The organism is Paracoccus acridae (genome assembly GCF_014642735.1).
GTDB classification, from domain to species: domain Bacteria; phylum Pseudomonadota; class Alphaproteobacteria; order Rhodobacterales; family Rhodobacteraceae; genus Paracoccus; species Paracoccus acridae.
The window spans coordinates 13,742-37,170 of the sequence record NZ_BMIV01000004.1 but is presented as its reverse complement, the minus strand read 5'-3'; the positions used below and the strand labels follow the sequence as shown (position 1 = coordinate 37,170).

Sequence of the window (23,429 nt, the reverse complement as noted above, 5' to 3'; positions counted from 1 at the left end):
ATACCGCCAGTCGACTGACAGGAGACGACCGTGCCAAGCTTCTCGACCTCATTGGAACAGGCCATCCACCAGGCGCTTGCCCTGGCGAACGAACATCGACACGAGCTTGCCACGCTCGAACACCTGCTGCTGGCCCTGACCGAGGAACCGGACGCGGTCAAGGTGATGCGGGCCTGCAATGTCGACCTGGACGAACTTCGCAAGCTGCTGATCGACTTCATCGAGGACGATCTTTCGACGCTGATCACCGATGTGGAAGGGTCCGAGGCCGTGCCGACAGCCGCCTTCCAGCGGGTGATCCAGCGTGCCGCAATCCATGTCCAAAGCTCGGGCCGGCAAGAGGTCACGGGCGCCAACGTGCTGGTCGCGATCTTTGCCGAACGCGAATCCAACGCGGCCTTCTTCCTGCAGGAAATGGACATGACCCGTTACGACGCGGTCAACTTCATCGCGCATGGCGTGGCGAAGAACCCCTCCTTCAACGAGAACCGCAAGGTCGTCGGGTCGGACGAACCCGAACAGAAGCAGGCCGAGGCCGCGACGGAATCCAAGGATGAAACCGCGCTTGGCAAGTATTGCGTGGACCTGAATGCCAAGTCCAAGAAGGGCGACATCGACCCGCTGATCGGCCGCGAGGCCGAGGTGGAACGCGCGATCCAGGTCCTGTGCCGCCGCCGCAAGAACAACCCGCTTCTGGTGGGCGATCCCGGCGTGGGCAAGACTGCCATCGCCGAGGGCCTTGCGCTGAAGATCACGCGTGGGGAAACCCCGGACGTGCTGGCGGGCGCCACGATCTTCTCGCTCGACATGGGCGCGCTGCTGGCGGGCACCCGCTATCGCGGCGATTTCGAGGAACGGCTGAAGGCGGTCGTGAAGGAACTGGAAAACCATCCGGACGCGATCCTGTTCATCGACGAGATCCATACCGTGATCGGCGCGGGCGCGACCTCGGGCGGGGCGATGGATGCCTCGAACCTGCTGAAACCCGCGCTGTCGGGCGGCAAGCTGCGCTGCATGGGCTCCACGACCTACAAGGAATTCCGCCAGCACTTCGAGAAGGATCGGGCCTTGTCGCGCCGGTTCCAGAAGATCGACGTGAACGAGCCTTCGGTGCCCGACACGATCAAGATCCTCATGGGCCTGAAGCTATCCTTCGAGAAGCACCACGACCTGCGCTATACCAACGATGCGATCAAGTCGGCGGTGGAACTGGCCAGCCGTTACATCAACGACCGCAAGCTGCCCGACAGCGCCATCGACGTGATCGACGAGGCCGGGGCGGCCCAGCACCTGGTCAGCGAAAGCAAGCGGCGCAAGACCATCGGCCCGAAGGAGATCGAGGCCGTGGTGGCCAAGATCGCCCGTATCCCGCCCAAGAACGTCAGCAAGGACGATGCCGAGGTTCTGCGCGATCTGGAAAGCTCGCTCAAGCGCGTGGTCTTCGGGCAGGATGCGGCGATCACCGCCCTGTCATCGGCCATCAAGCTGGCCCGCGCCGGCCTGCGCGAACCCGAAAAGCCCATCGGCAACTATCTGTTCGCCGGGCCGACCGGGGTGGGCAAGACCGAGGTCGCCAAGCAGCTGGCCGCGACCCTGGGTGTCGAACTGCTGCGCTTCGACATGTCGGAATACATGGAGAAGCACGCGGTGTCCCGCCTGATCGGCGCGCCTCCGGGCTATGTCGGCTTTGACCAGGGCGGGATGCTGACCGACGGCGTGGACCAGCATCCGCATTGCGTGCTGCTGCTGGACGAGATCGAGAAGGCGCATCCGGATGTCTACAACATCCTGTTGCAGGTGATGGACCACGGCAAGCTGACCGACCACAACGGCCGGCAGGTGGATTTCCGCAACGTGATCCTGATCATGACCTCGAACGCCGGGGCCTCGGACATGCAGAAGGCGGCGATCGGCTTCGGCCGCGACAAGCGCGAGGGCGAGGATACCGCCGCCATCGAGCGGACCTTCACGCCCGAGTTCCGCAACCGCCTCGACGCGGTCATCAGCTTTGCCGCGCTGTCGCGCGACGTGGTGGTCCATGTGGTCGAGAAGTTCGTGCTGCAACTGGAAGCGCAGTTGATGGATCGCAATGTCCATATCGAACTGACCCCGGAAGCAGCCGACTGGCTGGCCGAAAAGGGCTACGACGACAAGATGGGCGCCCGTCCCCTGGGCCGCGTGATCCAGGAGAACATCAAGAAGCCGCTGGCCGAGGAACTGCTGTTCGGCCGACTGACCAAGGGCGGCGTGGTCCGCGTCAAGATCGAGGACGACAAGCCCGTCTTCGATATCACCGGCCCCGACGCCCCGCGCATTGGAAAGTCCAAGACGCCGCTGCTGACCGCCGACTGATCGGCACGACAGAAACGAGGCCCCGCCCGACCTGTTCGCGGCGGGGCTTTCCTTTTGCGGGGGCGGCAAGCCGAAGGCTTGGCGTTTCCGGCCCCCTCGACGGGGGTCGGAAACGCTGCGCCCTAGATCAGCCGCGCCGGGATCAGCCCGCGCAGGGCATTGCCCATCAGGAACTCTCCGTCGCGCAGGTCGTCGGGCATCAGCCGCGCTTCCTCGGCGCGGCCCGCCTCGACCAGCGACCGGCGCAGCACGCCGGGCAACAGGCCGCAGGACAATGGCGGCGTCAGCAGGCGCGCGCCTTTGCGCAGGAACAGGCTGGTGATCGTGCCCTCGCAAACCTCGCCGCGCTCGTTCAGCAGGATCGCTTCGTCCACCCCTGCGGGAAGGGTCGCGCGGGCGCGGTCATAGATCGGCCGGTGCGATGTCTTGACCCGCAGCCAGGGATCCCCGCTGTCCAGCCGCAGATCCGAGACGACGACCCGCCACAGATCCGGGTTCGGCGGCAGCGGCTGGTGGGTCAGCGCGACCTGGCCCGCCGCATCGACGGCCAGCCGCGCTCGCAGCACCCGGCCGCGCGGCAGCCCGGCCAAGACCGCCATCACCCGCGCTTCGTCAAGGGCAAAGCCCACCGTGGCGCAGCCCGCCCGCAGCCGGTCCAGATGCAGCGGCCACAGCGCGATGCGCCCATCGGGTTCGGCGCGCATGGTCTCGAAGACGGTCAGGCCTTCGGGGACAGGTCCAGGAATGCGGCCTTGCACAATGCTTCCTCCCATTCGGAACCGGCGCGGCTGTCATGGATGATGCCGCCGCCGACATTCAGCCGCAACCGCCCCGGCGCCTCCAGCACCGGCGAGCGGATTGCCACGGAAAAGCGCATCGGCCCCGCCGGGTCGATCCAGCCGATTGCCCCGCAATAGACCCCGCGCGGCGCCTGCTCCAGTTCGGCGATGATCTCCATCGCGCGGATCTTGGGCGCCCCGGTGATCGAGCCGCAGGGAAAGATCGCCCGGAGGATATCCGGAAAGCCGACGCCGGGCGCAAGCTGGCCTGTCACGGTCGAGATCATCTGGTGGACGGTCGCATAGGTTTCGACATGAAACAGTTGCGGCACGCGGATGCTGCCGGGCAGGCAGATGCGCGACAGGTCGTTGCGCAGCAGATCCACGATCATCAGGTTCTCGGCCCGGTTCTTTTCGGACAGCGCGAGGTCGCGCGCCAGATCGGCGTCGGCACCGGCGTCCAATCCGCGAGGCGCGGTGCCCTTCATCGGCTTGGTTTCGATGATGCCTTGGTCATCGACCGCGAAGAACAGTTCGGGGCTGCGCGACAGAACGACCGGCCCGCCCAGATCGACAAAGGCCCCCTCGCCCACCGGCTGGCGGGCGGCAAGGGCGGCATAGATCGCCAGCGGATCGCCTTGAACCTCGGCCAGCATCGGGAAGGTCAGGTTGATCTGATAACAGTCGCCCGCCGCGATATAGGCGCGCACCGCGTCGATGGCCGCGTCATAGCGCGCCCGCGACCACAGCGGCCGGGCCGGTCCTATCCGCACACCGGTCGGTTCGGGCAAGGCGGGCGCGGGGCGCGGGCGGTCGAAGACGCCCATCAGGATCAGCGGGCAGTCCCGCTGGACAGGCATCAGGGCGGCAAGCTTCGGCGTCAGCGCGTGGCCCAGTTCATAGGACAGGTATCCCGCGACCCACAGCCCCTGGGCCCGCGCGGCCTCGATCGCCAGCAGGGCAGGCCCAACCCCCGAGGGACTGTCCGCGCGGATCACCATGCGCGGGGCGGCAAACAGCGTGCCGCCCGGCAGCGGTCCCCGGTCGAACCGGACCTGTCCGGTCACTTGGCGGCCTTGGCCTTGGCGGCCAGATCGCGCGCGACGGCAAAGGCGCCCTTGATGCGGTCGGCGTCGGATTTCCAGTCGCGGGCCAGGAAGATCTTGTTGTCGGTGACCTTCGCCTGCCCCTGCTGGTCGGTCAGGAATTCCACCAGGCCCGCGGGGTTCGGGAAGCGGTCCATGTGGAACTGCACCGTCGCCCCCTTCGGCCCGGCATCCAGGCGCGCGATATTGGCCCGCTTGGCCATCGCCTTGATGCGGATCACCAGCAGCAGGGTGTTCACCTCGCGCGGCAGGGGGCCGAAGCGGTCGATCAGCTCGGCGGCAAAGCCTTCCAGTTCGACCTTGGTGGTCAGGCCGGACAGGCGGCGGTAAAGGCCAAGCCGCACGTCCAGGTCGGGGATATAGCTTTCCGGGATCGTGACCGGCACGCCGAGGTTCAATTGTGGCGCCCATTCATCCTCGGGCGTGCCCTCGATCTCGCCGGATTTCAGCTTGGCGATCGTCTCCTCCAGCATCTGCTGGTAAAGCTCGAAACCCACCTCCTTGATATGGCCCGACTGTTCCTCGCCCAGCAGGTTGCCCGCGCCGCGCAGGTCCAGATCCTGGCTGGCGAGGTTGAAGCCCGCGCCAAGCCCGTCGATGGACCCCAGGAACTTCAGCCGGCGCATGGCCTGGGGTGTCAGCGGCTGGCGGGGCTTGGTCGTCAGATAGCAATAAGCGCGGGTCTTGGACCGGCCCACGCGGCCCCGGATCTGGTAAAGCTGCGCCAGGCCGAACATGTCCGCCCGCCAGACGATCATGGTGTTGGCGGTCGGGATGTCGAGGCCGCTTTCCACGATGGTGGTCGCCAGCAGCACATCGTGGCTGCCGTCGTAGAAGGCGTTCATGCGTTGGTCCAGATCGCCCGCAGCAAGCTGGCCATGGGCGACGATATAGCTGACCTCGGGCATGTTTTCGCGCAGCCAGTGTTCCACATCCGGCAGGTCGGCCAGTCGCGGGACGACGAAGAAGCTTTGGCCGCCACGGTATTTCTCGCGCAGCAGGGCCTCGCGCACGGTGACGCTGTCGAATTCGCTGACATAGGTGCGGATCGAGAGGCGGTCCACGGGCGGCGTGCCGATGACCGACAGATCGCGCACCCCGGTCAGCGACAGTTGCAGCGTGCGCGGGATGGGCGTGGCGGTCAGGGTCAGGACGTGGATGTCCGACCGCAGTTCCTTGAGCCGTTCCTTGTGGGCCACGCCGAAATGCTGTTCCTCGTCGATGATGAGCAGGCCCAGGTTCTTGAAGCGCACCCCCTTGGCCAGAACCGCATGGGTGCCGACCACGATGTCAACGCTGCCATCCGACAGCCCTTCGCGGGTCTTGGCGGCGTCCTTGGCGGAAACGAAGCGCGACAAGGGGCGCACGCAGATCGCAGTGCCGCGGAAGCGTTCGGCGAAGGTCTTGAAATGCTGCCGGGCCAGCAGCGTCGTCGGCGCGACAACCGCGACCTGCATCCCCTGGCTGGCGGCGATGAAGGCCGCGCGCATCGCGACCTCGGTCTTGCCGAAGCCTACGTCGCCCACGATCAGCCGGTCCATGGGGCGGCCCGCCGCCAGATCCTCGGCCACGTCCTCGATGGCGGACAGCTGGTCCTCGGTCTCGCTATAGGGGAAGCGGGCGGCGAAGGCCTGCCAGTCGTGATCCTCTGGCTCCAGCACGGGGGCGGCGCGCAAAAGGCGTTCGGCGGCGACGCGCATCAGCTTGTCGGCGATCAGCTTGATGCGTTCCTTCAGCCGCGCCTTGCGGGCCTGCCAGGCGCCGCCGCCCAGCCGGTCCAGCAGGCCTTCCTCGTGGCCGTAACGCGACAGCAGTTCGATATTCTCGACCGGCAGGTACAGCCGGTCGCCGCCCGCATATTCCAGCGCAACGCAGTCATGCGGCACGCCTGCGGCCTTGATCGTCTCAAGCCCCGTATAGCGCCCGATGCCGTGTTCGACATGGACCACCAGATCGCCAGGCGTCAGGCTGGTGGTGTCCTTCAGGAAATTGTCGGCCTTGCGGCGCTTCTTCGCGCCCCGGATCAGCCGGTCGCCCAGCACGTCCTGTTCGGAAATCACCGCCAGCCTGCCAAGCGCCTGTCCGTCGGCCACGAAGCCTTCGTCCAGCGGCCAGACGGCAAGGCCCACAGTGCCCGGCGTGTCAGAAAGGTCGCGAATGTCGGCAATGGGCTTTGCCGCAGTCATGCCTTCATCGGCCAGCAGCCCCGACAGGCGTTCCCGCGCCCCGTCCGAGAAGCTGGCGACGATGACCCGATGATCCTTGGAAAGAACCTTCACATGATCGGCCAGAGCCTTGAACAGGTTGATGCTTTCGGCCTGGCGTTCAGGCGCGAAATTGCGGCCCACGCGCCCGCCCGCATCCAGCACGCCCGGCCCCGGCGGCTGCGGCAGGACCGACAAGCGCAGCACCCGATGACGCGACAGCCAGTCGTTCCATTCGCCTTCGGTGGGGAACATCGCGTCGGGCGGCACGGGTTTATAGACCGTGTCGCTGCGCCCCTTGGCGGCCATGGCGGCCTTTCGCGCGTCGAACTGTTCGCGGATCATGGCGCGGCGGGCGTCGATCACCTGCCCCACATGGTCGTCCAGCACGACCGAGGCGCCGCGAAGATAGTCGAACAGGCTTTCCATTCGGTCGTGGAACCAGGGCAGCCAATGCTCCATGCCAGCCGTCTTGCGGCCCGCGCTGACGCTTTCATACAGCGGATCGTTGGTGCCGCCGCCATATTCGCTGCGGTAATTCTGGCGGAACCGGGTGATGGCGTCCTGATCCAGGATCACCTCGGACATGGGTGCCAGCTCGATCCGGAACAGCTTCTCGGTCGTGCGCTGGGTTTCCGCGTCGAAGCGCCGGGCGCCGTCCAGAACGTCGCCGAACAGGTCCAGCCGCACCGGCCCGGATTCACCGGGAGGGAAGATGTCGATGATGCCGCCGCGCACGGCATAGTCGCCGGGTTCGGTCACGGTGGGCGACTGCGTGAAGCCCATGCGCACCAGGAAGTCGCGCAGCGCGCCTTCGTCGATGCGGTCGCCCACCCGGGCGACGAAGCTTGCGCCCTCCACCAGATCGCGCGCGGGCACCCGCTGCAGCACCGCGTTCAGCGTGGTCAGCAGCACGAAGGGCCCCTTGACCGCCCCCTGCGCCAGCCCGGCCAGCGTCGCCATCCGCGACGCCTGAATATCGGGCGAGGGCGAGACGCGGTCATAGGGCGTCGTGTCCCAGGCCGGGAAGTTCAGGACTGCAAGATCGGGCGCCAGGAACGCCAGGGACGCGCGCATCGCGGCCATGCGGCGGTCGTCGCGGGCGATGTGGATGACGGGAGTGCCGCGCGCGGCTTCGCGCGCGATCAGCGCGGCGTCATAGCCTTCGGGCGCGCCGGAAAGGATCAGGTGTTCGGCCATGGAGGTCAGGTAAAGCCCCGCGCGGCGGAGTCAAGTTCAGAAGCCATAAGGATGGATCACCGACCACAACGCCCCCCACAGCGCCGTGACGGCGACGGCCGCCATCGACAGGACCGTGACCAGTCGCCGGTGGATGACCATGCGCCGGATTGCCTCGGCCGCGGCTTCGGGGATCGGGCGGCTGCCCTCTTCGGCCGCTTCCAGCAGCGGCATCAGGCGGCGGGCCAGGGCCACGCGCAACCAGAACAGGATCGCAAAGGGCAGAAGCAGCAGAAAGGCCGCCAGCGCCAGTTCCAGCGCATAGCCGATGCCAAGGATCGCCAAGGATGTCAGCAGGAATCCCGTCACCGCCAGGAAGACCAGTCCTTCCCGCGGACCCAGCCGCCAACGGGGCAGCACCAGCGACAGCCAGTCCAGCAGATGCAGGACCACGGGGCAGTCGCCCTGGCCTGCCTGCACCGCGCTGCGTGCGCGGCTGACGATCTCGGCCGGGACGCCGATCACGTTGCGACCGGTCAGGGACCAGGTGCCGATCACCACCAGCCAATACCAGACCGTGCCAAAGGACCGGCTGTCCAGAAAGCCGATCAGGCTGTCGAATTGCGGCACGCGGGCTTCCTTGTCCTTGGTCGCGCGCGACCTTAGAACGGCTGTTGCAGAAGGAAAAGCCGTCTTGCGCCCCCGAAAGGAAGCCTGCCATGCCGACGCCGATCATCGCCCCCTTCCCCGCCTCGCGCCTGCGCCGCCTGCGCCGGACCCCTGCGATCCGCGCCATGGTGTCGGAATGCGACGTCACGCCCGCCAACCTGATCTGGCCGATCTTCGTGACCGAGGTTTCGGGGGCCGAGGGCGAGATCGCCTCCATGCCCGGCGTGGAACGGCTGACGCTGGACGGGGCCAAGCGCGCGGCGGAACGGGCGGCAAGGCTGAACATCCCGGCCATCTGCATCTTTCCCCATTCCGACCAGGATCTTAAGACCGAAACCTGCGAACGCGCCTGGGATCCCGACAACATCGGCAACCGGGCCATCCGCGCGGTCAAGGAAGCCGCGCCGGACCTGGCGGTGATGACGGACATCGCGCTGGATCCTTATAACGCAAACGGCCATGACGGCATCGTGGTGAACGGCGAGATCCTGAACGACGAAACGGTCGAGGCCCTGGTCCGCATGGCCCTGGCTCAGGCTGAAAGCGGCGCGGACATCCTGGGACCGTCGGACATGATGGACGGGCGCATCGGCGCGCTGCGGTCGGCGCTGGAACAGGCGGGCCACAAGCATACGGCGATCCTGTCCTATGCGGCCAAGTTCGCCTCCAGCTTCTATGGACCGTTCCGGGACGCGGTCGGCGCATCCGGTCGGCTGGTGGGCGACAAGAAGACCTATCAGGTCAATCCCGCCAACCGGGGCGAGGCGATCCGCTGCGTGGCCCGCGACCTGGCCGAGGGCGCGGACATGGTGATGGTCAAGCCCGGCCTGCCCTATCTGGACATCTGCCGCGCCGTGAAGGACCAGTTCGGCGCGCCGACCTTCGCCTATCAGGTCAGCGGCGAATACGCGATGCTGGAAGGCGCGATCCGCAACGGCTGGCTATCGCGGGATGCGATGTTCGAAAGCCTTCTGTGCTTCCGTCGGGCAGGCTGCGACGGCATCCTGACCTATTTCGCGCCGCTTGTGGCCGAGGCGATCGCGGCCCGCGCCTGAGCGCAGGCGATCCGTCGCCCGCCCCCACAGTGGCGGGTGACAGCCCCGGCCGAATCTCCTACATTCGCCGAAAAATGCCGGGCACCCGGCGCGACATGTGGGGACAAGTGATGAGCAGCCTTTTCCGGACCCGGATCAATCGACGCTTGCTGCTGAAGGGCGCGGCCGGAACCGCTGCCCTGGCGCTTGCCGGGTGCAGCAATGCGGTCGGCACCAATGCCAACGCGCAACTGGATGCGCGGGTGGACGAGACGCATAACTACCTGATCCAGAACTATCCCTCGGCGCAGGCCCTGGTGCAGAACGCGCGCGGCGTCCTGTATATGCCGCTGATGACCGAGGCCGCGCTTGGCGTGGGCGGGGCCTATGGCCAGGGCGCGCTGCGGATCGGCGGGGCGACGGTGGATTACTATTCCGCCACCCGCGCCACCGTGGGCCTGCAGGCTGGCGCGCAGCAATATGCCCATGTGCTGATCTTCCAGACCGATGCGGCGCTTGCATCCTTCCGCGCCTCGCCCGGCTGGCTTGCCGGGGCCAATGCCTTCTACGCGATCCCGCAGGGCGGCATGGCGCTTGGCGCGGACACGATCACCGCGCAGCTTCCGGTCGTGGCGATGATCTTCGGCCAGGCGGGGCTGATGGCCGGCGCCTCCATCGAGGGCACGAAATACACCCGCGTCATCCCGTCCGAGATCCCGACGCTGGGCTTTGGCGGGCTTGGCCTGCCGCAGATGCAGATGCCGCAGATGGGCCGCTACTAGCCCCCCGCCCTAGCCCGAGGTCAGGTGACGCAGCCCGTGCGTGACATCCGCGCGCACGGCCAGCCGCAGGGCGGGCTCGTCCCCCGCCCGCAGCGCGGCCAGGATCATGCGGTGATGGCGCGGGGGCTCGTTCCGCTTCACCCGGCCGTACAGCGCCCGCATGGTCGGGCCAAGCTGCAGCCAGATCGTCTCCAGCATGGCCAGCATCGCCGGGGCCTGCGCGCGTAGATACAGCATCCGGTGGAATTCCAGGTTGCAGCGGATGTAACCCACGGCATCGTGGTTTTCGACCGCGTCGGCGATGCGCGCGTTCATCTGTGCCAGCCGGTCGATCAGCGCGAAATGGGCGCGCGGCAGGGCGCGGGCGGCCAGTTCGGGCTCGATCAGGGCGCGAAGCGCCGCCAGTTCCTCGATCCGGTCGTCCGACAGCGCGGGCGTGGTGACGCGGCCCGATGCCGACAGGGTCAGCGCGCCTTCGGCCACTAGGCGGCGCACGGCCTCTCGCGCGGGGGTCATGGACAGGTGATATTCGCGGGCGATGCCGCGCAGGGTCAGCGGCTTGCCGGGCGGCAGTTCGCCCAGCATGATCCGGCTGCGCAGGTTGCGATACAGCTTTTCATGGGCCGAAGGGTCGGTGGGGCGTGCAGGGGCGTTCATGGCCCGGTTGTGATCACAAAGCCCCTCCCCGTCAATCCCCGGCGGGGTCGCGGAACTGCCAGGCCATCAGGTCCGACCCATGCCGCTTCAGCCAGTCGCGGTGGCGGGCATAGTCGGGTATGAGCCCCGCCACCGCCCCCCAGAAGCGCGGCGAATGGTCCATGTGGCGCAGATGCGCGACCTCGTGGGCTGCGACATAGTCCAGCACCGCAGGCGGCGCCATCGCCAGCCGCCAGGAAAACATCAGCCGCCCGTCGGATGTGCAACTGCCCCAGCGGGACCGCGTGTCGCGCAGCACGATGGCGCGATAAGGGCGGCCAAGCGCCCCGGCATGGCGGTCGCAGGCGGCACGCAGGTCGGCCATGGCGCGATGCTTCAGGAAGGCCTGCACCACCGGCCCGGCAGGGCGGCTGGCGGGCAGCAGCAGGGCCGCGCCCGCAACAGCCGCCGCGCGGACGGCGGCGGGCGTCAGGGCCAGCATCTCGCCCGCGACCGGCAGGGCGGCGCCGTGGCGAACGATGCTGGGGGCGGGCCGCCGCTGGGTGGCCTGCATCAGCCAGGCCGATTTCGATTCCGCAAAGGCCGCGCCGTCGGACAGCGCCACATGGGCGGGCAGCGTCAGCACCACCGGCCCGCCGTCGCGCGGCACCCGCAGCACCATGCGCCGCGCGCGGGCCGACCGGCGCAGGGTGATCCGCAATCCATTGGCGATGGTGAACGCCTCGGCCATCCGCCTGCCCTTGCCCTGCCCCGCCGTCCCTGTCAGAAAAGCCTTTGACACCCCCCCGCGCCTGTGGCAGGGGGACCACCGATTTCCCTAAACGCGGCGGAAGGAGAATGCCATGCCCAAAGAGGAATGGGGCACGAAACGCCTGTGCCCGCACTGTGCCACCCGCTTCTATGACCTGCGGGCCAATCCGATGACCTGCCCCGCCTGCGGGAACACGTTCACGCTGGAAAGCCTGACCGATAGCCGCGGCAAGACGCTGGTCACCGAAAAGACCGCCGTTCGCGACGACGACGACCTGGTCGATGACGACGACGATCTGGGCGAGGACAGCGGCGAGCTGGACGACGATCTGCTGGAAGAAGACGATGACGACGGCGACGTGTCGCTGGACGACATCGCGGATGTCGCCGACAACGACGAGGAATAAGAAGAAAGGCCGGTCCCAAGACCGGCCTTTTCGCTTGCCTCACCCCAGGCGATAATTCGGGCTTTCCCGGGTGATCTGCACGTCGTGGACGTGGCTTTCCTTCAGTCCCGCGCCGGTGATGCGCACGAACTGGCAGTTCTTGCGCATCTCCTCGACCGTGGCGCAGCCGGTATAGCCCATGGCGGCGCGAAGCCCGCCCACAAGCTGGTGGATCACCGCGCTTGCGGAACCCTTGTAGGGCACCTGCCCCTCGATCCCTTCGGGCACCAGCTTGTCGGTCGCGGCGTCCTTCTGGAAGTAACGGTCGGCCGAGCCGCGCGCCATGGCGCCAAGGCTGCCCATGCCGCGATAGGACTTGAAGGACCGGCCCTGGTACAGGATCACCTCGCCCGGCGATTCATCGGTGCCGGCGATGGCGCTGCCCACCATGGCGCAGCTTGCGCCTGCCGCGATGGCCTTGGCGAAATCGCCCGAGAACTTGATGCCGCCGTCCGCGATGATCGGCACGTCGCCCGCGGCCGAGGCCGCGTCCATGATCGCCGTCAGTTGCGGCACGCCCACGCCAGCCACGATCCGCGTCGTGCAGATCGACCCCGGCCCGATGCCCACCTTGACCGCATCCGCGCCCGCGTCGATCAGGGCGCGCGTGGCCTCGGCCGTGGCGACGTTGCCCGCCACCACCTGCACCTCGTTCGAGAACATCTTGACGCGCTCGACCGCCTTGGCGACGCCTGCCGAATGGCCGTGGGCGGTGTCGATCACCACCATGTCCACGCCCGCCTCGATCAGGGCCTGGCTGCGCTCGAACCCCTCGTCGCCGACGGTGGATGCGGCGGCGACGCGCAGACGCCCCAGGTCGTCCTTGCAGGCCAGCGGGTTCAGGACCGATTTCTCGGTATCCTTCAGCGTCAGAAGGCCGGTCAGCTTGCCATGGCCGTCGGTGATCAGAAGCTTTTCGATCCGGCGTTCCTTCATCAGGCCGATGGCCTGCTGCCGGTCAGCCGGCTCTCGCAGGATCGCCAGGTTGTCCGTCGTCATGACCGCGCGCACCGGCGTGCGGTTGTCGCTGGCAAAGCGCATGTCGCGGTTGGTGACGATCCCCACCACGCGGCCCTCGTCGTCCACCACCGGAAAGCCGGTGACGTTGAAGCGTTCCTGGAAGGCCCTGGCGTCGCCCACCGTCTGGTCGGCGCGCAGCGTGATCGGGTTATAGACGATGCCGCTTTCGAACCGCTTGACGCGACGAACCTCGTCGGCCTGCTGTTCGGTGGACAGGTTGCGGTGGATCACGCCCATGCCGCCCGCCTGCGCCATGGCGATCGCCATGCGGCTTTCGGTGACCGTGTCCATGGCCGAGGACAGAAGCGGAATGTTCATGGCGATGGCGCGGGTCACGCGCGTCGTCACATCGGCGGTCGATGGCATGACCGTGGACGCGGCGGGAACCAGAAGCACATCGTCGAAAGTAAGCGCCTCACGAATCTGCATGGGAGGTATCCTTGCGTCAATTTCGTCTGGCAGTTTCCCCTTTCACGGGTCGGGGGGTTTGTCCAGTGCGGCGGCGCGGATTTCTTGCGGTCGCGCTGTAAGCCGGAACAACCGAAAGTTGCCGCAATGTCACTGGGCCCTGTCATATGGGGTCCCGACGCGGCGTCATATTGCACCGTTAATTGATTTGAAGAACATCGGCGGTAAGCTCGAATCCAGCGGTCGAATGGCTGCCAAGGGAGGAATCTATGAAAAAAATCTTGTCCGGCAGCGCGGTTCTGCTGATCACTGCATCCCCGCTGGTCGCCGGTGGCATCGAACGCGCGCCGCAATCGCTGGCGGTCCTGTTCGAGCAGGGGAATTATGCGGAATTGAGCTTTGGCGGTGTGGACCCGACAGTTGAGGGAACGGATGTCGGTGTTCCGCCCAATCCCCTTTTTCCGTCCGGCATTGCTCCTAGCCCGACCGGCGACGTCGCGCAGGGGTATGGCTTTGTCGGCTTGTCCTACAAGCACCAGTTCAACGATAACTTGTCGGCGGCCATCATCATGGAGCAGCCGTTCGGGGCGGACATCCGCTATCCGCTTGCGCCCGCCGGTTCGCCCGTTCTGGGCGGCACGCGGGTCGAGGTTAACTCGACCACCTTCACGGCATTGGCGCGATACAAGTTCGAGAACAACTTTTCGATCCATGGCGGGATTCGTGCGTCGAAAGCCGATGGTGGCGTGACCTTGAACGGGTTAGGGTACAACCGGATTGCGCCGCCCTATGCCTTGGAGATCGACGACGAATGGGGTATGGGCTACGTCCTAGGCGCGGCCTACGAAATACCCGAAATCGCCGGTCGTGTGTCGCTAACCTACAACTCTTCGATCGACCACGACTTCGACATGACCGAAACAGGCGACATCATCGGCGGGATTGACGGCATCACGGACATGATTTCGGGACAGTACACGGTCAAGACACCGCGTAGCTGGACCCTGGAAGGACAGACCGGCATTGCGCAGGACACCCTGGTCTTCGGTTCGATCCGTTGGGTGAAGTGGTCAGAGTTCATCGTGGACAACGCTGTCTTTCCCATTGCTACCCCGACAGGGGGAACCGTGCCGCTGGTCGAGGTCGAGGATACGACGACCTATACGATCGGCATCGGGCGCAAGCTTACCGACAACTGGTCCGCGTCTCTGTCGTTCCTCTACGAACCCAGCGAAGGGGATACGGTTTCGCCACTTGCCCCGACCAACGGGCGCAAGGGTGTCACCCTGGCTGGCATCTACACGATGGACAACATCAAGATCACGACCGGCATCAACTACACCCGGCTGGGTGGTTCCGACGTGGGCATCGGCGAAAGCGGCAACAAGACCACCGTCGCCACGATGGAAGACAACCACGCTTGGGGTGTCGGCGTCCGCATCGGCTACAGCTTCTGACGCCGCATCCATCATGACGACAGGGCCCCGCTTCGGCGGGGCCTTTGCTTTTCGCGGCCCCCGCATTACCTATGCGCCCGAAACGAGGGAAACATCCGATGATCTATCGCAGCGGCAGCGACTGGCTGGGGGCAAGCGCCAAGCGCGTGGTCCTGTTCGGGATGTCGGGCCTGGGCAAGACCTATCTGGCCAACATGCTGCGCGAGGCGGGCGACTGGTTCCACTACAGCGTCGATTACCGCATCGGCACCCGCTACATGGGCGAATTCATCGCCGACAACTTCAAGCGCGAGGCGATGAAGGTCCCCTTCCTGCGTGAGCTGCTGCTGTCCGACAGCGTCTATATTGCCTCGAACATCACCTTCGACAACCTGGCGCCCTTGTCCACCTATCTGGGCAAGCCCGGCAGCCCAAGCCGCGGGGGGCTGCCCTTCGACGAATACTGCCTGCGCCAGAACCAGCACCGCCGCGCGGAAATCGCGGCCCTGTTGGACACGCGCCATTTCATGGACCGCGCCCGCGACATCTATGCCATCCCGCATTTCGTCTGCGACAGCGGCGGGTCCATCTGCGAGGTCGTGGACCCCGACGATCCCGCCGATCCGGTGCTGTCCGCGCTGGAGCGCGACCTTCTGATGGTCTGGATCAAGGGGTCGGACGCGCATACCGCCGAACTGGTGCGCCGCTTCGACCGGGCGCCCAAGCCCATGTATTACCAGCCGGAATTCCTGGAAAAGGCCTGGATCGCCTATCGGGTCGAAAAGGGCCTGGACGGGGACGAGGTCAATCCCGACGACTTCATCCGCTGGACCTATGCGCGCGCCCTGGCCCATCGCCAGCCGCGCTATCAGGCGATGGCGCGGCGCGGCGTCACCGTCCTGGCCGAGGAGGTGGCCGAAGTCCGCAGTCCGGCGGATTTCGACGCCCTGATCGCCCGCGCCATCGACCGCAAGGAATAAGCCATGCCCATCACCCTGAACGAGAACCTGCCCGCCTATCGCATCCTGTCGGACGAAGGCGTGATGGTCATGTCTCCGGGCCGGGCCGCGACGCAGGACATCCGGCCGCTGCGGATCGGGCTTCTGAACCTGATGCCCAAGAAGATCCAGACGGAAAACCAGTTCGCCCGGCTGATCGGCGCCACGCCCCTGCAGATCGACTTCCAGTTGATCCGCATGTCGGACCACGAAAGCCGCAACACGGCGGCCGACCACATGGAAAGCTTTTATCGCCCCTTCCGCGAGGTCGAGGCCACGGGCGAGAAGTTCGACGGCCTTGTCATCACCGGCGCCCCGGTGGAACTGCTGCCCTTCGAGGATGTGACCTATTGGGACGAACTGACCCGCGTCTTCGACTGGACGCAAAGCCATGTCCATTCGACCTTCGGCGTCTGCTGGGGCGGCATGGCGATGGCCTGGCATTTCCACAGGCTGGAAAAGCATGCCTTGGACCACAAGGCCTTCGGCTGCTTCCGCCACCGCAACTTGGCCCCGGCCTCGCCCTATCTGCGGGGCTTTTCCGACGACGTGCTGGTGCCCGTCAGCCGCTGGACGGAGATCCGGCAGGCGGACGTTGACGCCCGCCCCGCCCTGCGCACGCTACTGGCCAGCGACCAGTGCGGCCCTTGCCTGCTGGAGGATCCGGGCCATAGGGCGCTGTATATCTTCAATCATTTCGAGTATGACAGCACGACCCTCAAGGAGGAATACGACCGCGACGTCGAGGCCGGAAAGCCGATCAACGTGCCCTTGAACTATTACCCCGACGACGATCCGGCGCGGGCGCCCTCGAACCGCTGGCGCAGCCATGCCCATCTGCTTTACGGTAACTGGATCAACGAGATCTATCAGACGACCGAATACGACCTGTCCCGCATCGGCGAAGGATAAGACATGGCGGAGATCCCGGACCTGCCCCTGGTCGGCAAGATCACCGAGGCGCTGAAGGCCGCGCCCAGGGACATCAGGAAAGCCCTGGAGAATGCCGCCAAGGATCAGGTCCTGGATCTGGCCTATCCCTATCGCGCCGAGATGGACAAGAAGTCCTACGAGGCGCAGATGGACCGGCTGCAACTGCAACTGGTGCGGCTGATGCATGATGTGGCGGCGACCGGCAAGCGGCTGGTCGTCCTGTTCGAAGGCCGCGACGCCGCCGGCAAGGGCGGCACGATCGAACGCACGCGGGAAAACCTGAACCCCCGTTCCGCCGCCATCGTCGCCCTGCCCACGCCGACCGAGCGCGAGGCGGGACAGTGGTATTTCCAGCGCTATGTCGATTGGCTGCCCGCCAAGGGCGAAATCGCGCTGTTCGACCGCAGCTGGTACAACCGCGGCATCGTCGAGCGCGTCTTTGGCTTCTCGACCGAGCATCAGCGCAACGCCTTCTTTCGCCAGCTTCCCGATTTTGAACAGATGCTGGTCGATGACGGCATCATCCTGGTCAAGCTGTGGCTGGACGTGGGCCGCGCCGAACAGCTGCGCCGCTTCCTGGACCGAGAGGCCGACCCGCTGAAACAGTGGAAGCTGTCCCGGATCGACGTGGAGGGCCTGGCGAAATGGGACGACTATACCCATGCCATCCGCGACACGCTGAACCGGTCGCATTCCCCCATTGCGCCCTGGACGGTCATCCTGTCCGACGACAAGCGCCGGGCGCGGCTTGCCGCGATCCAGACGATCCTGAACGCGGTCGATTTCGCGGGCAAGGACGCGGACGCCATCGGGGTCCCCGACCCGGCGATCACCGGTGGGCCGGAATTGCTGGACAGGTAGGGAGGGACCATGGACCTGGGAAATTGCCGCGCCATCGTCACCGGCGGCGCTTCGGGCCTGGGCGCCGCGACAGCCGCGCATTTCCGCGAACAAGGCGCGCAGGTCGTCGTCCTGGACCGCGCGGCAAGCGATGATGCGCACCATCTGCAGGCCGATGTGACATCCGCCGACAGCGCGGCTGCGGCCATCGCGCAGGCCGTGCGGATCATGGGCGGGATCGACATCTGCGTGAACTGCGCGGGCGTCGTGATCGGCGAAAAGACCGTGGGACGGAACGGGCCGCATGACCTGGACGCCTTTCGCCGCGTGATCGAGGTGAACCTGATCGGCAGCTTCAACGTGCTGCGACTGGCGGCGGCCGAGATGGCCCGGAACGGGCGCGCGGAAAACGGCGTGATCGTGAACACGGCATCGGTCGCGGCCTTCGACGGGCAGAAGGGCCAGGCCGCCTATGCCGCGTCCAAGGCGGGGATCGCCGGCATGACCCTGCCGCTGGCGCGCGATCTGGCCGGGCTGAACATCCGCGTCTGCGCCATTGCGCCGGGCATCTTCGCCACGCCGATGCTGCGCGGGTTGCCGCAGGACGTGCAGGACGGCCTGGCGGCCGAGGTGACCTTTCCCGCCCGCTTGGGCGATCCGCAGGAATTCGCCCGCATGGCCGCGCATATCGTTCAGAACGGCTATCTGAACGGCGAGGTGATCCGCCTGGACGGCGCGTTGCGGATGCGCTGATCAACGGTCCTTGACCGGCGCGCGATGCCCTTGCGCGACGGTTATGCCGCCGCTAGCGTTCGGATCAAACCGCCCAACAGGAAGGCCCGAAATCATGCGCTTGCTGATCACCACCGCCCTTGTCTCTGCCACAGCCCTGCCGGCCCTGGCGGCGGACCCGGAACTGACCGTCTTCGACTGGGCGGGCTTCGAGGAACCGTCGATCTTCCAGGCCTATATCGACAAGCACGGCGACAGCCCGACCTATGCCTTCTATGGCGACGATGACGAGGCCTTCCAGAAGATCGCATCGGGCTTCAAGGCCGACGTGGCCCATCCCTGCAGCCAGATGGTCAGCAAGTATCGCGACGCGGGCCTGATCGAGCCCTGGGACACCTCGAAGATCCCGAACTTCGACAAGATCGACCCGCAATTCCTGGATTCCGAGGTCTTCAAGGACGACGAGGGCATCTGGTACATCCCGACCGACTGGGGCGCAACGGCCATCGCCTATAACCCCGAGACGGTCCCGGCCGAGGACGTGTCCACGCTGCAGGTTTTTGTCGATCCGAAATACCAGGGCCGCACCTCGCTGCCGGATTCCTCGGACGATGTCTGGGCGCTCGGCTATCTGGCGACGGGCACGACCGATTGGACCAACGTGACCGACGAACAGTTCCAGGCCGCCGCCGACTGGCTGCGCCAGGCGCATCAGAACGTCGCGGCCTATTGGGCTGATCCGTCGGAACAGGCGCAGTTGATGGCGTCCGGCGCGGTGGACATCGCCTGGTCGTGGAACGACGGCGTGGTCTATCTGCAGAACGACAACTATCCCGTCGCCTTCCAGCGGGCGCCGAAGGAAGGGTCGTCCACCTTCTTCTGCGGATACATCAACCTGAAGGACGGGCCGGGCAACGAGGAAAAGGCCTATGACTTCATCAACGCCTGGCTGGAGCCTTCGGCGGGCAAGGCGCTGCTGGACACGATCGGATACGGCCATACCTCGACCGAGGCGATGGCGACCATCGCGGAGGAACCCGCGGTGAAGGAAGGCCTGTCCGAGGTCGATGCCCCGATCCTGGCGCAGACCCCGAACGACCCGGCGCAGCGGGAAAAGCAACTGGCCGAGTTCGAGAAGATCAAGGCCGGGTTCTAGGCGAAGAAGCGGGGGACCAGTCCCCCGCGCCCCCTGGGGTATTTCGGCAACGAAGAAGGGACGAGGCTTACGCGGCCTCGTCTTTCTTGCGCGGAGTATAGTTCAGGATCGGGGCCAGCCAGCGTTCGACCTCGGCCAGATCCATGCCCTTGCGCGCGGCATAGTCGCGGGCCTGGTCTTCCTCGATCTTCGCCACGCCGAAGTAATAGCTGTCGGGATGGCCGATATAGAGGCCGGATACCGACGATCCCGGCCACATCGCCATGCTTTCGGTCAGCCGCACGCCGGTGGCGTTTTCTGCGTCCAGCAGGCGGAACAGCGTCAGCTTTTCCGTATGGTCCGGCTGCGCCGGATAGCCGGGCGCGGGACGGATGCCCTTGTAGGGTTCGCCGATCAGATCCTGCGGCGTGAAGGTTTCATCGGCGCCGTATCCCCACAATTCCTTGCGGACGCGTTCGTGCAGCATCTCGGCCATGGCCTCGGCAATGCGGTCGGCAAGGGCCTTGACCATGATCGCGGCATAATCGTCGTTCGCGCGTTCATAGCGGGCGGCGATCTCGGATTCCTCGGGACCGGCGGTGACGACGAAGCCGCCGACGTAATCGGGCCGGCCTTCGGGCGCCACGAAATCCGACAGCGCCACGTTCGGGCGGTCGCCGCGCTTTGTCACCTGCTGGCGCAGGGTATGCAGCGTGGCAAGCGGCTGTTGCCGGTCCTCGCCGGTGAACAGGCGGATGTCGTCGCCCACCGCGTTGGCGGGCCAGAAGCCCACCACGGCGCGCGGGTTGAACCACCTGCCCTCGATGATCCGGGCCAGCATCTCCTTCGCCTCGGCGAACAGGGCGCGGGCGGCCTCGCCCTGTTTTTCATCCTCGAGGATGCGGGGATAGACGCCCTTCAACTCCCAGGTCTGGAAGAACGGCGTCCAGTCGATGTATCGCGCGATGTCCGCCAGATCCCAGTCGTCGATGATCCGGGTGCCGGTGAACTGCGGGGCGGTGGCCCGATAGGCGGACCAATCCACCTTCAGCGCATTGGCCCGCGCGGCAGCCAGCGGCAGGCGCTGCTTGGCGGCCTCGGCCCGTTCGTGGCGTTCGGCCACGTCCAGGTATTCGGCGCGGATCGCATCGACGTAATCCGCCTGCTGCGAAGGCGACAGCAGCGACGACACGACCCCCACCGCGCGGCTGGCATCGGTCACATAGACCGCCGGGCCTTGGTGATAGCGCGGCGCGATCTTGACCGCCGTGTGGATCTTCGAGGTCGTGGCCCCGCCGATCAGCAGCGGCACCTGAAAGCCCTCGCGCTCCATCTCGGATGCTACATGGACCATCTCATCCAAGCTGGGCGTGATCAGGCCCGACAGCCCGATCACATCGACGTTCTGTTCGCGCGCGACCTCCAGGATCTTCTGCGCGGGGACCATCACGCCCAGGTCGATGACCTCGTAATTGTTGCAGGCCAGCACGACGCCGACGATGTTCTTGCCGATGTCGTGGACATCGCCCTTGACCGTCGCCATCAGGATCTTGCCCGCGGCCTGCCGTTCGCCGCCGCCCCCGTTGGCGGCCTTTTCGGCCTCCATATGGGGCAGCAGGACGGCCACGGCCTGCTTCATCACGCGGGCCGATTTCACGACCTGGGGCAGGAACATCTTGCCCGCGCCGAACAGGTCGCCCACCACGTTCATCCCGGCCATCAGCGGGCCTTCGATGACATGCAGCGGGCGTTCGGCCTGCTGCCGCGCTTCCTCGGTATCGGCCTCGATATATTCGGTGATGCCGTTCACCAGCGCATGTTCCAGCCGCTTTTCGACCGACCATTCGCGCCAGGACAGATCCTTCTCCCGCGCCTTTGCCCCGCCTTCGCCCTTGAAGCGTTCGGCGATGTCCAGCAGGCGTTCGGTCGCGTCGGATCGGCGGTTCAGGACCACGTCCTCGCAGGCCTCGCGCAGGTCGGCGTCGATCTGGTCATAGACGGCCAGCTGGCCTGCATTGACGATGCCCATGTCCATGCCCGCCTGGATGGCGTGATACAGGAACACGGCGTGCATCGCCTCACGCACCGGCTCGTTGCCGCGGAAGCTGAAGGACAGGTTCGACACCCCGCCCGAGACATGGGCGTGCGGCAGGTTCCGGCGGATCCAGCGCGTGGCCTCGATGAAATCGACGCCATAGTTGTTATGCTCCTCGATCCCCGTCGCCACGGCGAAGATGTTGGGGTCGAAGATGATGTCCTCGGGCGGGAAGCCGACTTCCTCGGTCAGGATCTTGTAGGCGCGGGCGCAGATCTCGATCTTGCGGGCGCAGGTATCGGCCTGGCCCTGTTCGTCGAAGGCCATGACCACGACCGCCGCGCCATAGGCCAGGCACAGGCGGGCCTGCTGGCGGAACTGCTCCTCGCCCTCCTTCATGGAGATCGAGTTCACGACCGGCTTGCCCTGCACGCATTGCAGGCCCGCCTCGATCACCTCCCATTTGGAACTGTCGATCATCACGGGAACACGGGCGATGTCGGGTTCGGCGGCCAGCAGGTTCAGGAACTCGACCATGGCGGCCTTCGAATCGATCAGGCCTTCGTCCATGTTGATGTCGATGATCTGCGCGCCGTTTTCCACCTGATCGCGCGCGACTTCCAAGGCTGCCGCGTAATCGCGGTTGGTGATCAGCTTGCGGAAACGGGCGGATCCGGTGACGTTGGTGCGTTCGCCGATGTTCACGAAGGGAATGTCGGGTGTCAGGACAAAGGGTTCCAGCCCCGACAGGCGCAAGTGACGGTCAAGCATATTCGGGCACCTTTCGGGGGGTGAATTGGGCGACCGCCTCGGCGATGGCGCGGATATGGTCGGGCGTGGTGCCGCAGCAGCCGCCGACGACGTTGACCAGCCCCTCGCGGGCGAATTCGGCGACCTGCACGGCGGTGTCCTGCGGGCCTTCGTCATACTGGCCAAAGGCATTGGGCAGCCCGGCGTTGGGATAGGCGCAGATGTTGGTTTCCGCGACGCCAGCCAGTTCCGCCAGATGCGGCCGCATGGCGGATGCGCCAAGCGCGCAGTTCAGCCCCACCGACCAGGGCCGGGCATGCCGGACCGAGTGCCAGAAGGCGGTCGGCGTCTGGCCCGACAGCGTGCGCCCCGAAGCATCGGTGATCGTGCCCGAGATCATCAGCGGCAAGGCCTGCCCATGCGCCTCCATCGCCTGAATGCAGGCGAAGATCGCGGCCTTGGCGTTCAGCGTGTCGAAGATCGTCTCGATCAGCAGGATGTCGGCCCCGCCCTCGATCAGGCCGCGCGCCTGCTGCAGATAGGCAACGCGCAGGTCGTCGAAGGTGACGGCGCGATAGCCGGGGTTGTTCACGTCGGGGCTGATGGAAGCCGTGCGGTTGGTCGGCCCGATGGCGCCCGCGACGAAACGGGGTCGCCCGTCCTGCGCGGTGGCGCGGTCCAGCGCCCGGCGCACGATCCGCGCGCCTTCGACATTCAGGTCGTGGACGGCATCCTGCATCCCGTAATCGGCCTGGGCGATGGTCGTGGCGGAAAAGGTGTTCGTTTCCACGATATCCGCGCCCGCCATGGCATAGCGGTAATGGATCTCCTCCACCGCCTGGGGCTGGGTCAGCACCAGAAGGTCGTTGTTGCCCTGCTGCGGGTGGTCCGAATGGTGACGGCAGACATGGCCCGACCCGCGGCCGGTATAGTCATCCTCACCCAGCCGAAGTTGCTGGATCTGCGTGCCCATCGCCCCGTCAAGGATCAGGATCCGTTCGGCCGCGGCACGATCAAGCGCCGCAAAGGCGGGGGATTGGGGAAGTCTGCCGGTCATCGTTTCACCCTTGCCAGGAAGGGGCAGGTATAACGACGCAGGCTGGCGACGGCAAATTCATAATCCTACAGAAGATTATGAACGCGCGGCATATCCCCTTCATTCTGGATCAAATATCCTCGGGGGG

Annotated in this window: 19 protein-coding genes; 10 read left to right on the top strand and 9 right to left on the bottom strand. The window is 66.2% G+C overall.

The genetic code is table 11. The features are described from left to right. The first annotated feature begins 30 nt into the window (after positions 1 to 30). Positions 31 to 2,352 carry an ATP-dependent Clp protease ATP-binding subunit ClpA gene (clpA, locus tag IEX25_RS07385; RefSeq protein ID WP_188714653.1) on the top strand — a complete coding sequence of 774 codons (2,322 nt, stop codon included), beginning with the start codon at positions 31 to 33 and terminating at the stop codon, positions 2,350 to 2,352. 122 nt (positions 2,353 to 2,474) lie between these two features. On the opposite strand, the gene IEX25_RS07380 is transcribed toward clpA, so the two are convergent. The 4 genes from IEX25_RS07380 to IEX25_RS07365 are packed head-to-tail and all read right to left on the bottom strand — an operon-like array spanning position 2,475 to position 8,250. Beyond that, a complete protein-coding gene (locus IEX25_RS07380; RefSeq protein WP_368856824.1) occupies positions 2,475 to 3,125 on the bottom strand; it encodes an aminotransferase class IV family protein in 651 nt (216 codons plus the stop codon). Beyond that, positions 3,071 to 4,198 carry an aminodeoxychorismate synthase component I gene (locus IEX25_RS07375; RefSeq protein ID WP_103174008.1) on the bottom strand — a complete coding sequence of 376 codons (1,128 nt, stop codon included), beginning with the start codon at positions 4,196 to 4,198 and terminating at the stop codon, positions 3,071 to 3,073. The genes IEX25_RS07380 and IEX25_RS07375 overlap by 55 nt, the downstream gene beginning before the upstream one ends. Next, entirely contained in the window at positions 4,195 to 7,641 is a 3,447-nt protein-coding gene (gene mfd / locus IEX25_RS07370) for a transcription-repair coupling factor (RefSeq protein WP_188714652.1), read from the bottom strand. Before mfd ends, IEX25_RS07375 begins: the two co-directional genes overlap by 4 nt. A gap of 36 nt (positions 7,642 to 7,677) precedes the next feature. After that, positions 7,678 to 8,250 (bottom strand): hypothetical protein, encoded by a 573-nt coding sequence (locus IEX25_RS07365; protein WP_103174010.1) that lies wholly within the window; start codon positions 8,248 to 8,250, stop codon positions 7,678 to 7,680. An 89-nt stretch (positions 8,251 to 8,339) separates the two neighbouring features. On the opposite strand from IEX25_RS07365, the gene hemB reads away from it, so the two are divergent. Then, positions 8,340 to 9,344, top strand: coding sequence for a porphobilinogen synthase (hemB, locus tag IEX25_RS07360; protein WP_103174011.1), 1,005 nt, complete (start codon positions 8,340 to 8,342; stop codon positions 9,342 to 9,344). A gap of 110 nt (positions 9,345 to 9,454) precedes the next feature. Further along, positions 9,455 to 10,105, top strand: a complete 651-nt coding sequence (locus IEX25_RS07355) for a lipid-binding SYLF domain-containing protein (protein WP_103174012.1) — start codon at positions 9,455 to 9,457, stop codon at positions 10,103 to 10,105. Positions 10,106 to 10,114: 9 nt separating this feature from the next. On the opposite strand, the gene IEX25_RS07350 is transcribed toward IEX25_RS07355, so the two are convergent. Next, positions 10,115 to 10,762 carry a GntR family transcriptional regulator gene (locus IEX25_RS07350; protein WP_103174013.1) on the bottom strand — a complete coding sequence of 216 codons (648 nt, stop codon included), beginning with the start codon at positions 10,760 to 10,762 and terminating at the stop codon, positions 10,115 to 10,117. 31 nt (positions 10,763 to 10,793) lie between these two features. Beyond that, positions 10,794 to 11,492 carry a M48 family metallopeptidase gene (locus IEX25_RS07345; RefSeq protein WP_103174014.1) on the bottom strand — a complete coding sequence of 233 codons (699 nt, stop codon included), beginning with the start codon at positions 11,490 to 11,492 and terminating at the stop codon, positions 10,794 to 10,796. Positions 11,493 to 11,604: 112 nt separating this feature from the next. On the opposite strand from IEX25_RS07345, the gene IEX25_RS07340 reads away from it, so the two are divergent. Further along, positions 11,605 to 11,919: an FYDLN acid domain-containing protein gene (locus IEX25_RS07340; RefSeq protein ID WP_103174015.1), complete on the top strand. Its 315-nt coding sequence runs from the start codon at positions 11,605 to 11,607 to the stop codon at positions 11,917 to 11,919. Between the two features lie 39 nt (positions 11,920 to 11,958). Here IEX25_RS07340 and guaB read toward each other — a convergent pair whose 3' ends face one another. Then, positions 11,959 to 13,407, bottom strand: a complete 1,449-nt coding sequence (gene guaB, locus IEX25_RS07335) for an IMP dehydrogenase (RefSeq protein WP_103174016.1) — start codon at positions 13,405 to 13,407, stop codon at positions 11,959 to 11,961. Positions 13,408 to 13,655: 248 nt separating this feature from the next. Here guaB and IEX25_RS07330 point away from each other — a divergent pair, with 248 nt between their 5' ends. The 6 genes from IEX25_RS07330 to IEX25_RS07305 all read left to right on the top strand — a co-directional run bounded on the left by IEX25_RS07330 (position 13,656) and on the right by IEX25_RS07305 (position 19,481). After that, positions 13,656 to 14,843 (top strand): OmpP1/FadL family transporter, encoded by a 1,188-nt coding sequence (locus tag IEX25_RS07330; RefSeq protein ID WP_103174017.1) that lies wholly within the window; start codon positions 13,656 to 13,658, stop codon positions 14,841 to 14,843. 98 nt (positions 14,844 to 14,941) lie between these two features. Continuing rightward, positions 14,942 to 15,802 (top strand): ATPase, encoded by an 861-nt coding sequence (locus IEX25_RS07325; protein ID WP_103174018.1) that lies wholly within the window; start codon positions 14,942 to 14,944, stop codon positions 15,800 to 15,802. A 3-nt stretch (positions 15,803 to 15,805) separates the two neighbouring features. Next, a complete protein-coding gene (locus IEX25_RS07320) occupies positions 15,806 to 16,732 on the top strand; it encodes a homoserine O-succinyltransferase (RefSeq protein WP_103174019.1) in 927 nt (308 codons plus the stop codon). 3 nt (positions 16,733 to 16,735) lie between these two features. Further along, positions 16,736 to 17,614 carry a polyphosphate kinase 2 gene (ppk2, locus tag IEX25_RS07315; RefSeq protein ID WP_103174020.1) on the top strand — a complete coding sequence of 293 codons (879 nt, stop codon included), beginning with the start codon at positions 16,736 to 16,738 and terminating at the stop codon, positions 17,612 to 17,614. 9 nt (positions 17,615 to 17,623) lie between these two features. Then, on the top strand, positions 17,624 to 18,346 hold the full coding sequence (locus IEX25_RS07310; RefSeq protein WP_103174021.1) for an SDR family NAD(P)-dependent oxidoreductase: 723 nt from the start codon (positions 17,624 to 17,626) through the stop codon (positions 18,344 to 18,346). Positions 18,347 to 18,440: 94 nt separating this feature from the next. After that, positions 18,441 to 19,481: an ABC transporter substrate-binding protein gene (locus IEX25_RS07305; RefSeq protein ID WP_103174022.1), complete on the top strand. Its 1,041-nt coding sequence runs from the start codon at positions 18,441 to 18,443 to the stop codon at positions 19,479 to 19,481. Positions 19,482 to 19,548: 67 nt separating this feature from the next. Here the strand turns inward: IEX25_RS07305 and metH are convergent, their stop codons facing one another. Both metH and IEX25_RS07295 read right to left on the bottom strand, forming a co-directional pair. Continuing rightward, positions 19,549 to 22,266 (bottom strand): methionine synthase, encoded by a 2,718-nt coding sequence (gene metH / locus IEX25_RS07300; RefSeq protein WP_103174023.1) that lies wholly within the window; start codon positions 22,264 to 22,266, stop codon positions 19,549 to 19,551. After that, positions 22,259 to 23,302: a homocysteine S-methyltransferase family protein gene (locus IEX25_RS07295; protein ID WP_103174024.1), complete on the bottom strand. Its 1,044-nt coding sequence runs from the start codon at positions 23,300 to 23,302 to the stop codon at positions 22,259 to 22,261. The genes metH and IEX25_RS07295 overlap by 8 nt, the downstream gene beginning before the upstream one ends. Positions 23,303 to 23,429: the final 127 nt, after the last annotated feature.

What these genes read in the sequence shown, in the direction of transcription:
- IEX25_RS07380 (WP_368856824.1), bottom strand. Translation starts at nt 3,125, where the DNA reads ATGGGAGGAAGCATTGTGCAAGGCCGCATTCCTGGACCTGTCCCCGAA.
- mfd (WP_188714652.1), bottom strand. Translation starts at nt 7,641, where the DNA reads ATGGCCGAACACCTGATCCTTTCCGGCGCGCCCGAAGGCTATGACGCC.
- hemB (WP_103174011.1), top strand. Translation starts at nt 8,340, where the DNA reads ATGCCGACGCCGATCATCGCCCCCTTCCCCGCCTCGCGCCTGCGCCGC.
- IEX25_RS07355 (WP_103174012.1), top strand. Translation starts at nt 9,455, where the DNA reads ATGAGCAGCCTTTTCCGGACCCGGATCAATCGACGCTTGCTGCTGAAG.
- IEX25_RS07350 (WP_103174013.1), bottom strand. Translation starts at nt 10,762, where the DNA reads ATGAACGCCCCTGCACGCCCCACCGACCCTTCGGCCCATGAAAAGCTG.
- IEX25_RS07345 (WP_103174014.1), bottom strand. Translation starts at nt 11,492, where the DNA reads ATGGCCGAGGCGTTCACCATCGCCAATGGATTGCGGATCACCCTGCGC.
- IEX25_RS07340 (WP_103174015.1), top strand. Translation starts at nt 11,605, where the DNA reads ATGCCCAAAGAGGAATGGGGCACGAAACGCCTGTGCCCGCACTGTGCC.
- guaB (WP_103174016.1), bottom strand. Translation starts at nt 13,407, where the DNA reads ATGCAGATTCGTGAGGCGCTTACTTTCGACGATGTGCTTCTGGTTCCC.
- IEX25_RS07330 (WP_103174017.1), top strand. Translation starts at nt 13,656, where the DNA reads ATGAAAAAAATCTTGTCCGGCAGCGCGGTTCTGCTGATCACTGCATCC.
- IEX25_RS07325 (WP_103174018.1), top strand. Translation starts at nt 14,942, where the DNA reads ATGATCTATCGCAGCGGCAGCGACTGGCTGGGGGCAAGCGCCAAGCGC.
- IEX25_RS07320 (WP_103174019.1), top strand. Translation starts at nt 15,806, where the DNA reads ATGCCCATCACCCTGAACGAGAACCTGCCCGCCTATCGCATCCTGTCG.
- ppk2 (WP_103174020.1), top strand. Translation starts at nt 16,736, where the DNA reads ATGGCGGAGATCCCGGACCTGCCCCTGGTCGGCAAGATCACCGAGGCG.
- IEX25_RS07310 (WP_103174021.1), top strand. Translation starts at nt 17,624, where the DNA reads ATGGACCTGGGAAATTGCCGCGCCATCGTCACCGGCGGCGCTTCGGGC.
- IEX25_RS07305 (WP_103174022.1), top strand. Translation starts at nt 18,441, where the DNA reads ATGCGCTTGCTGATCACCACCGCCCTTGTCTCTGCCACAGCCCTGCCG.
- metH (WP_103174023.1), bottom strand. Translation starts at nt 22,266, where the DNA reads ATGCTTGACCGTCACTTGCGCCTGTCGGGGCTGGAACCCTTTGTCCTG.
- IEX25_RS07295 (WP_103174024.1), bottom strand. Translation starts at nt 23,302, where the DNA reads ATGACCGGCAGACTTCCCCAATCCCCCGCCTTTGCGGCGCTTGATCGT.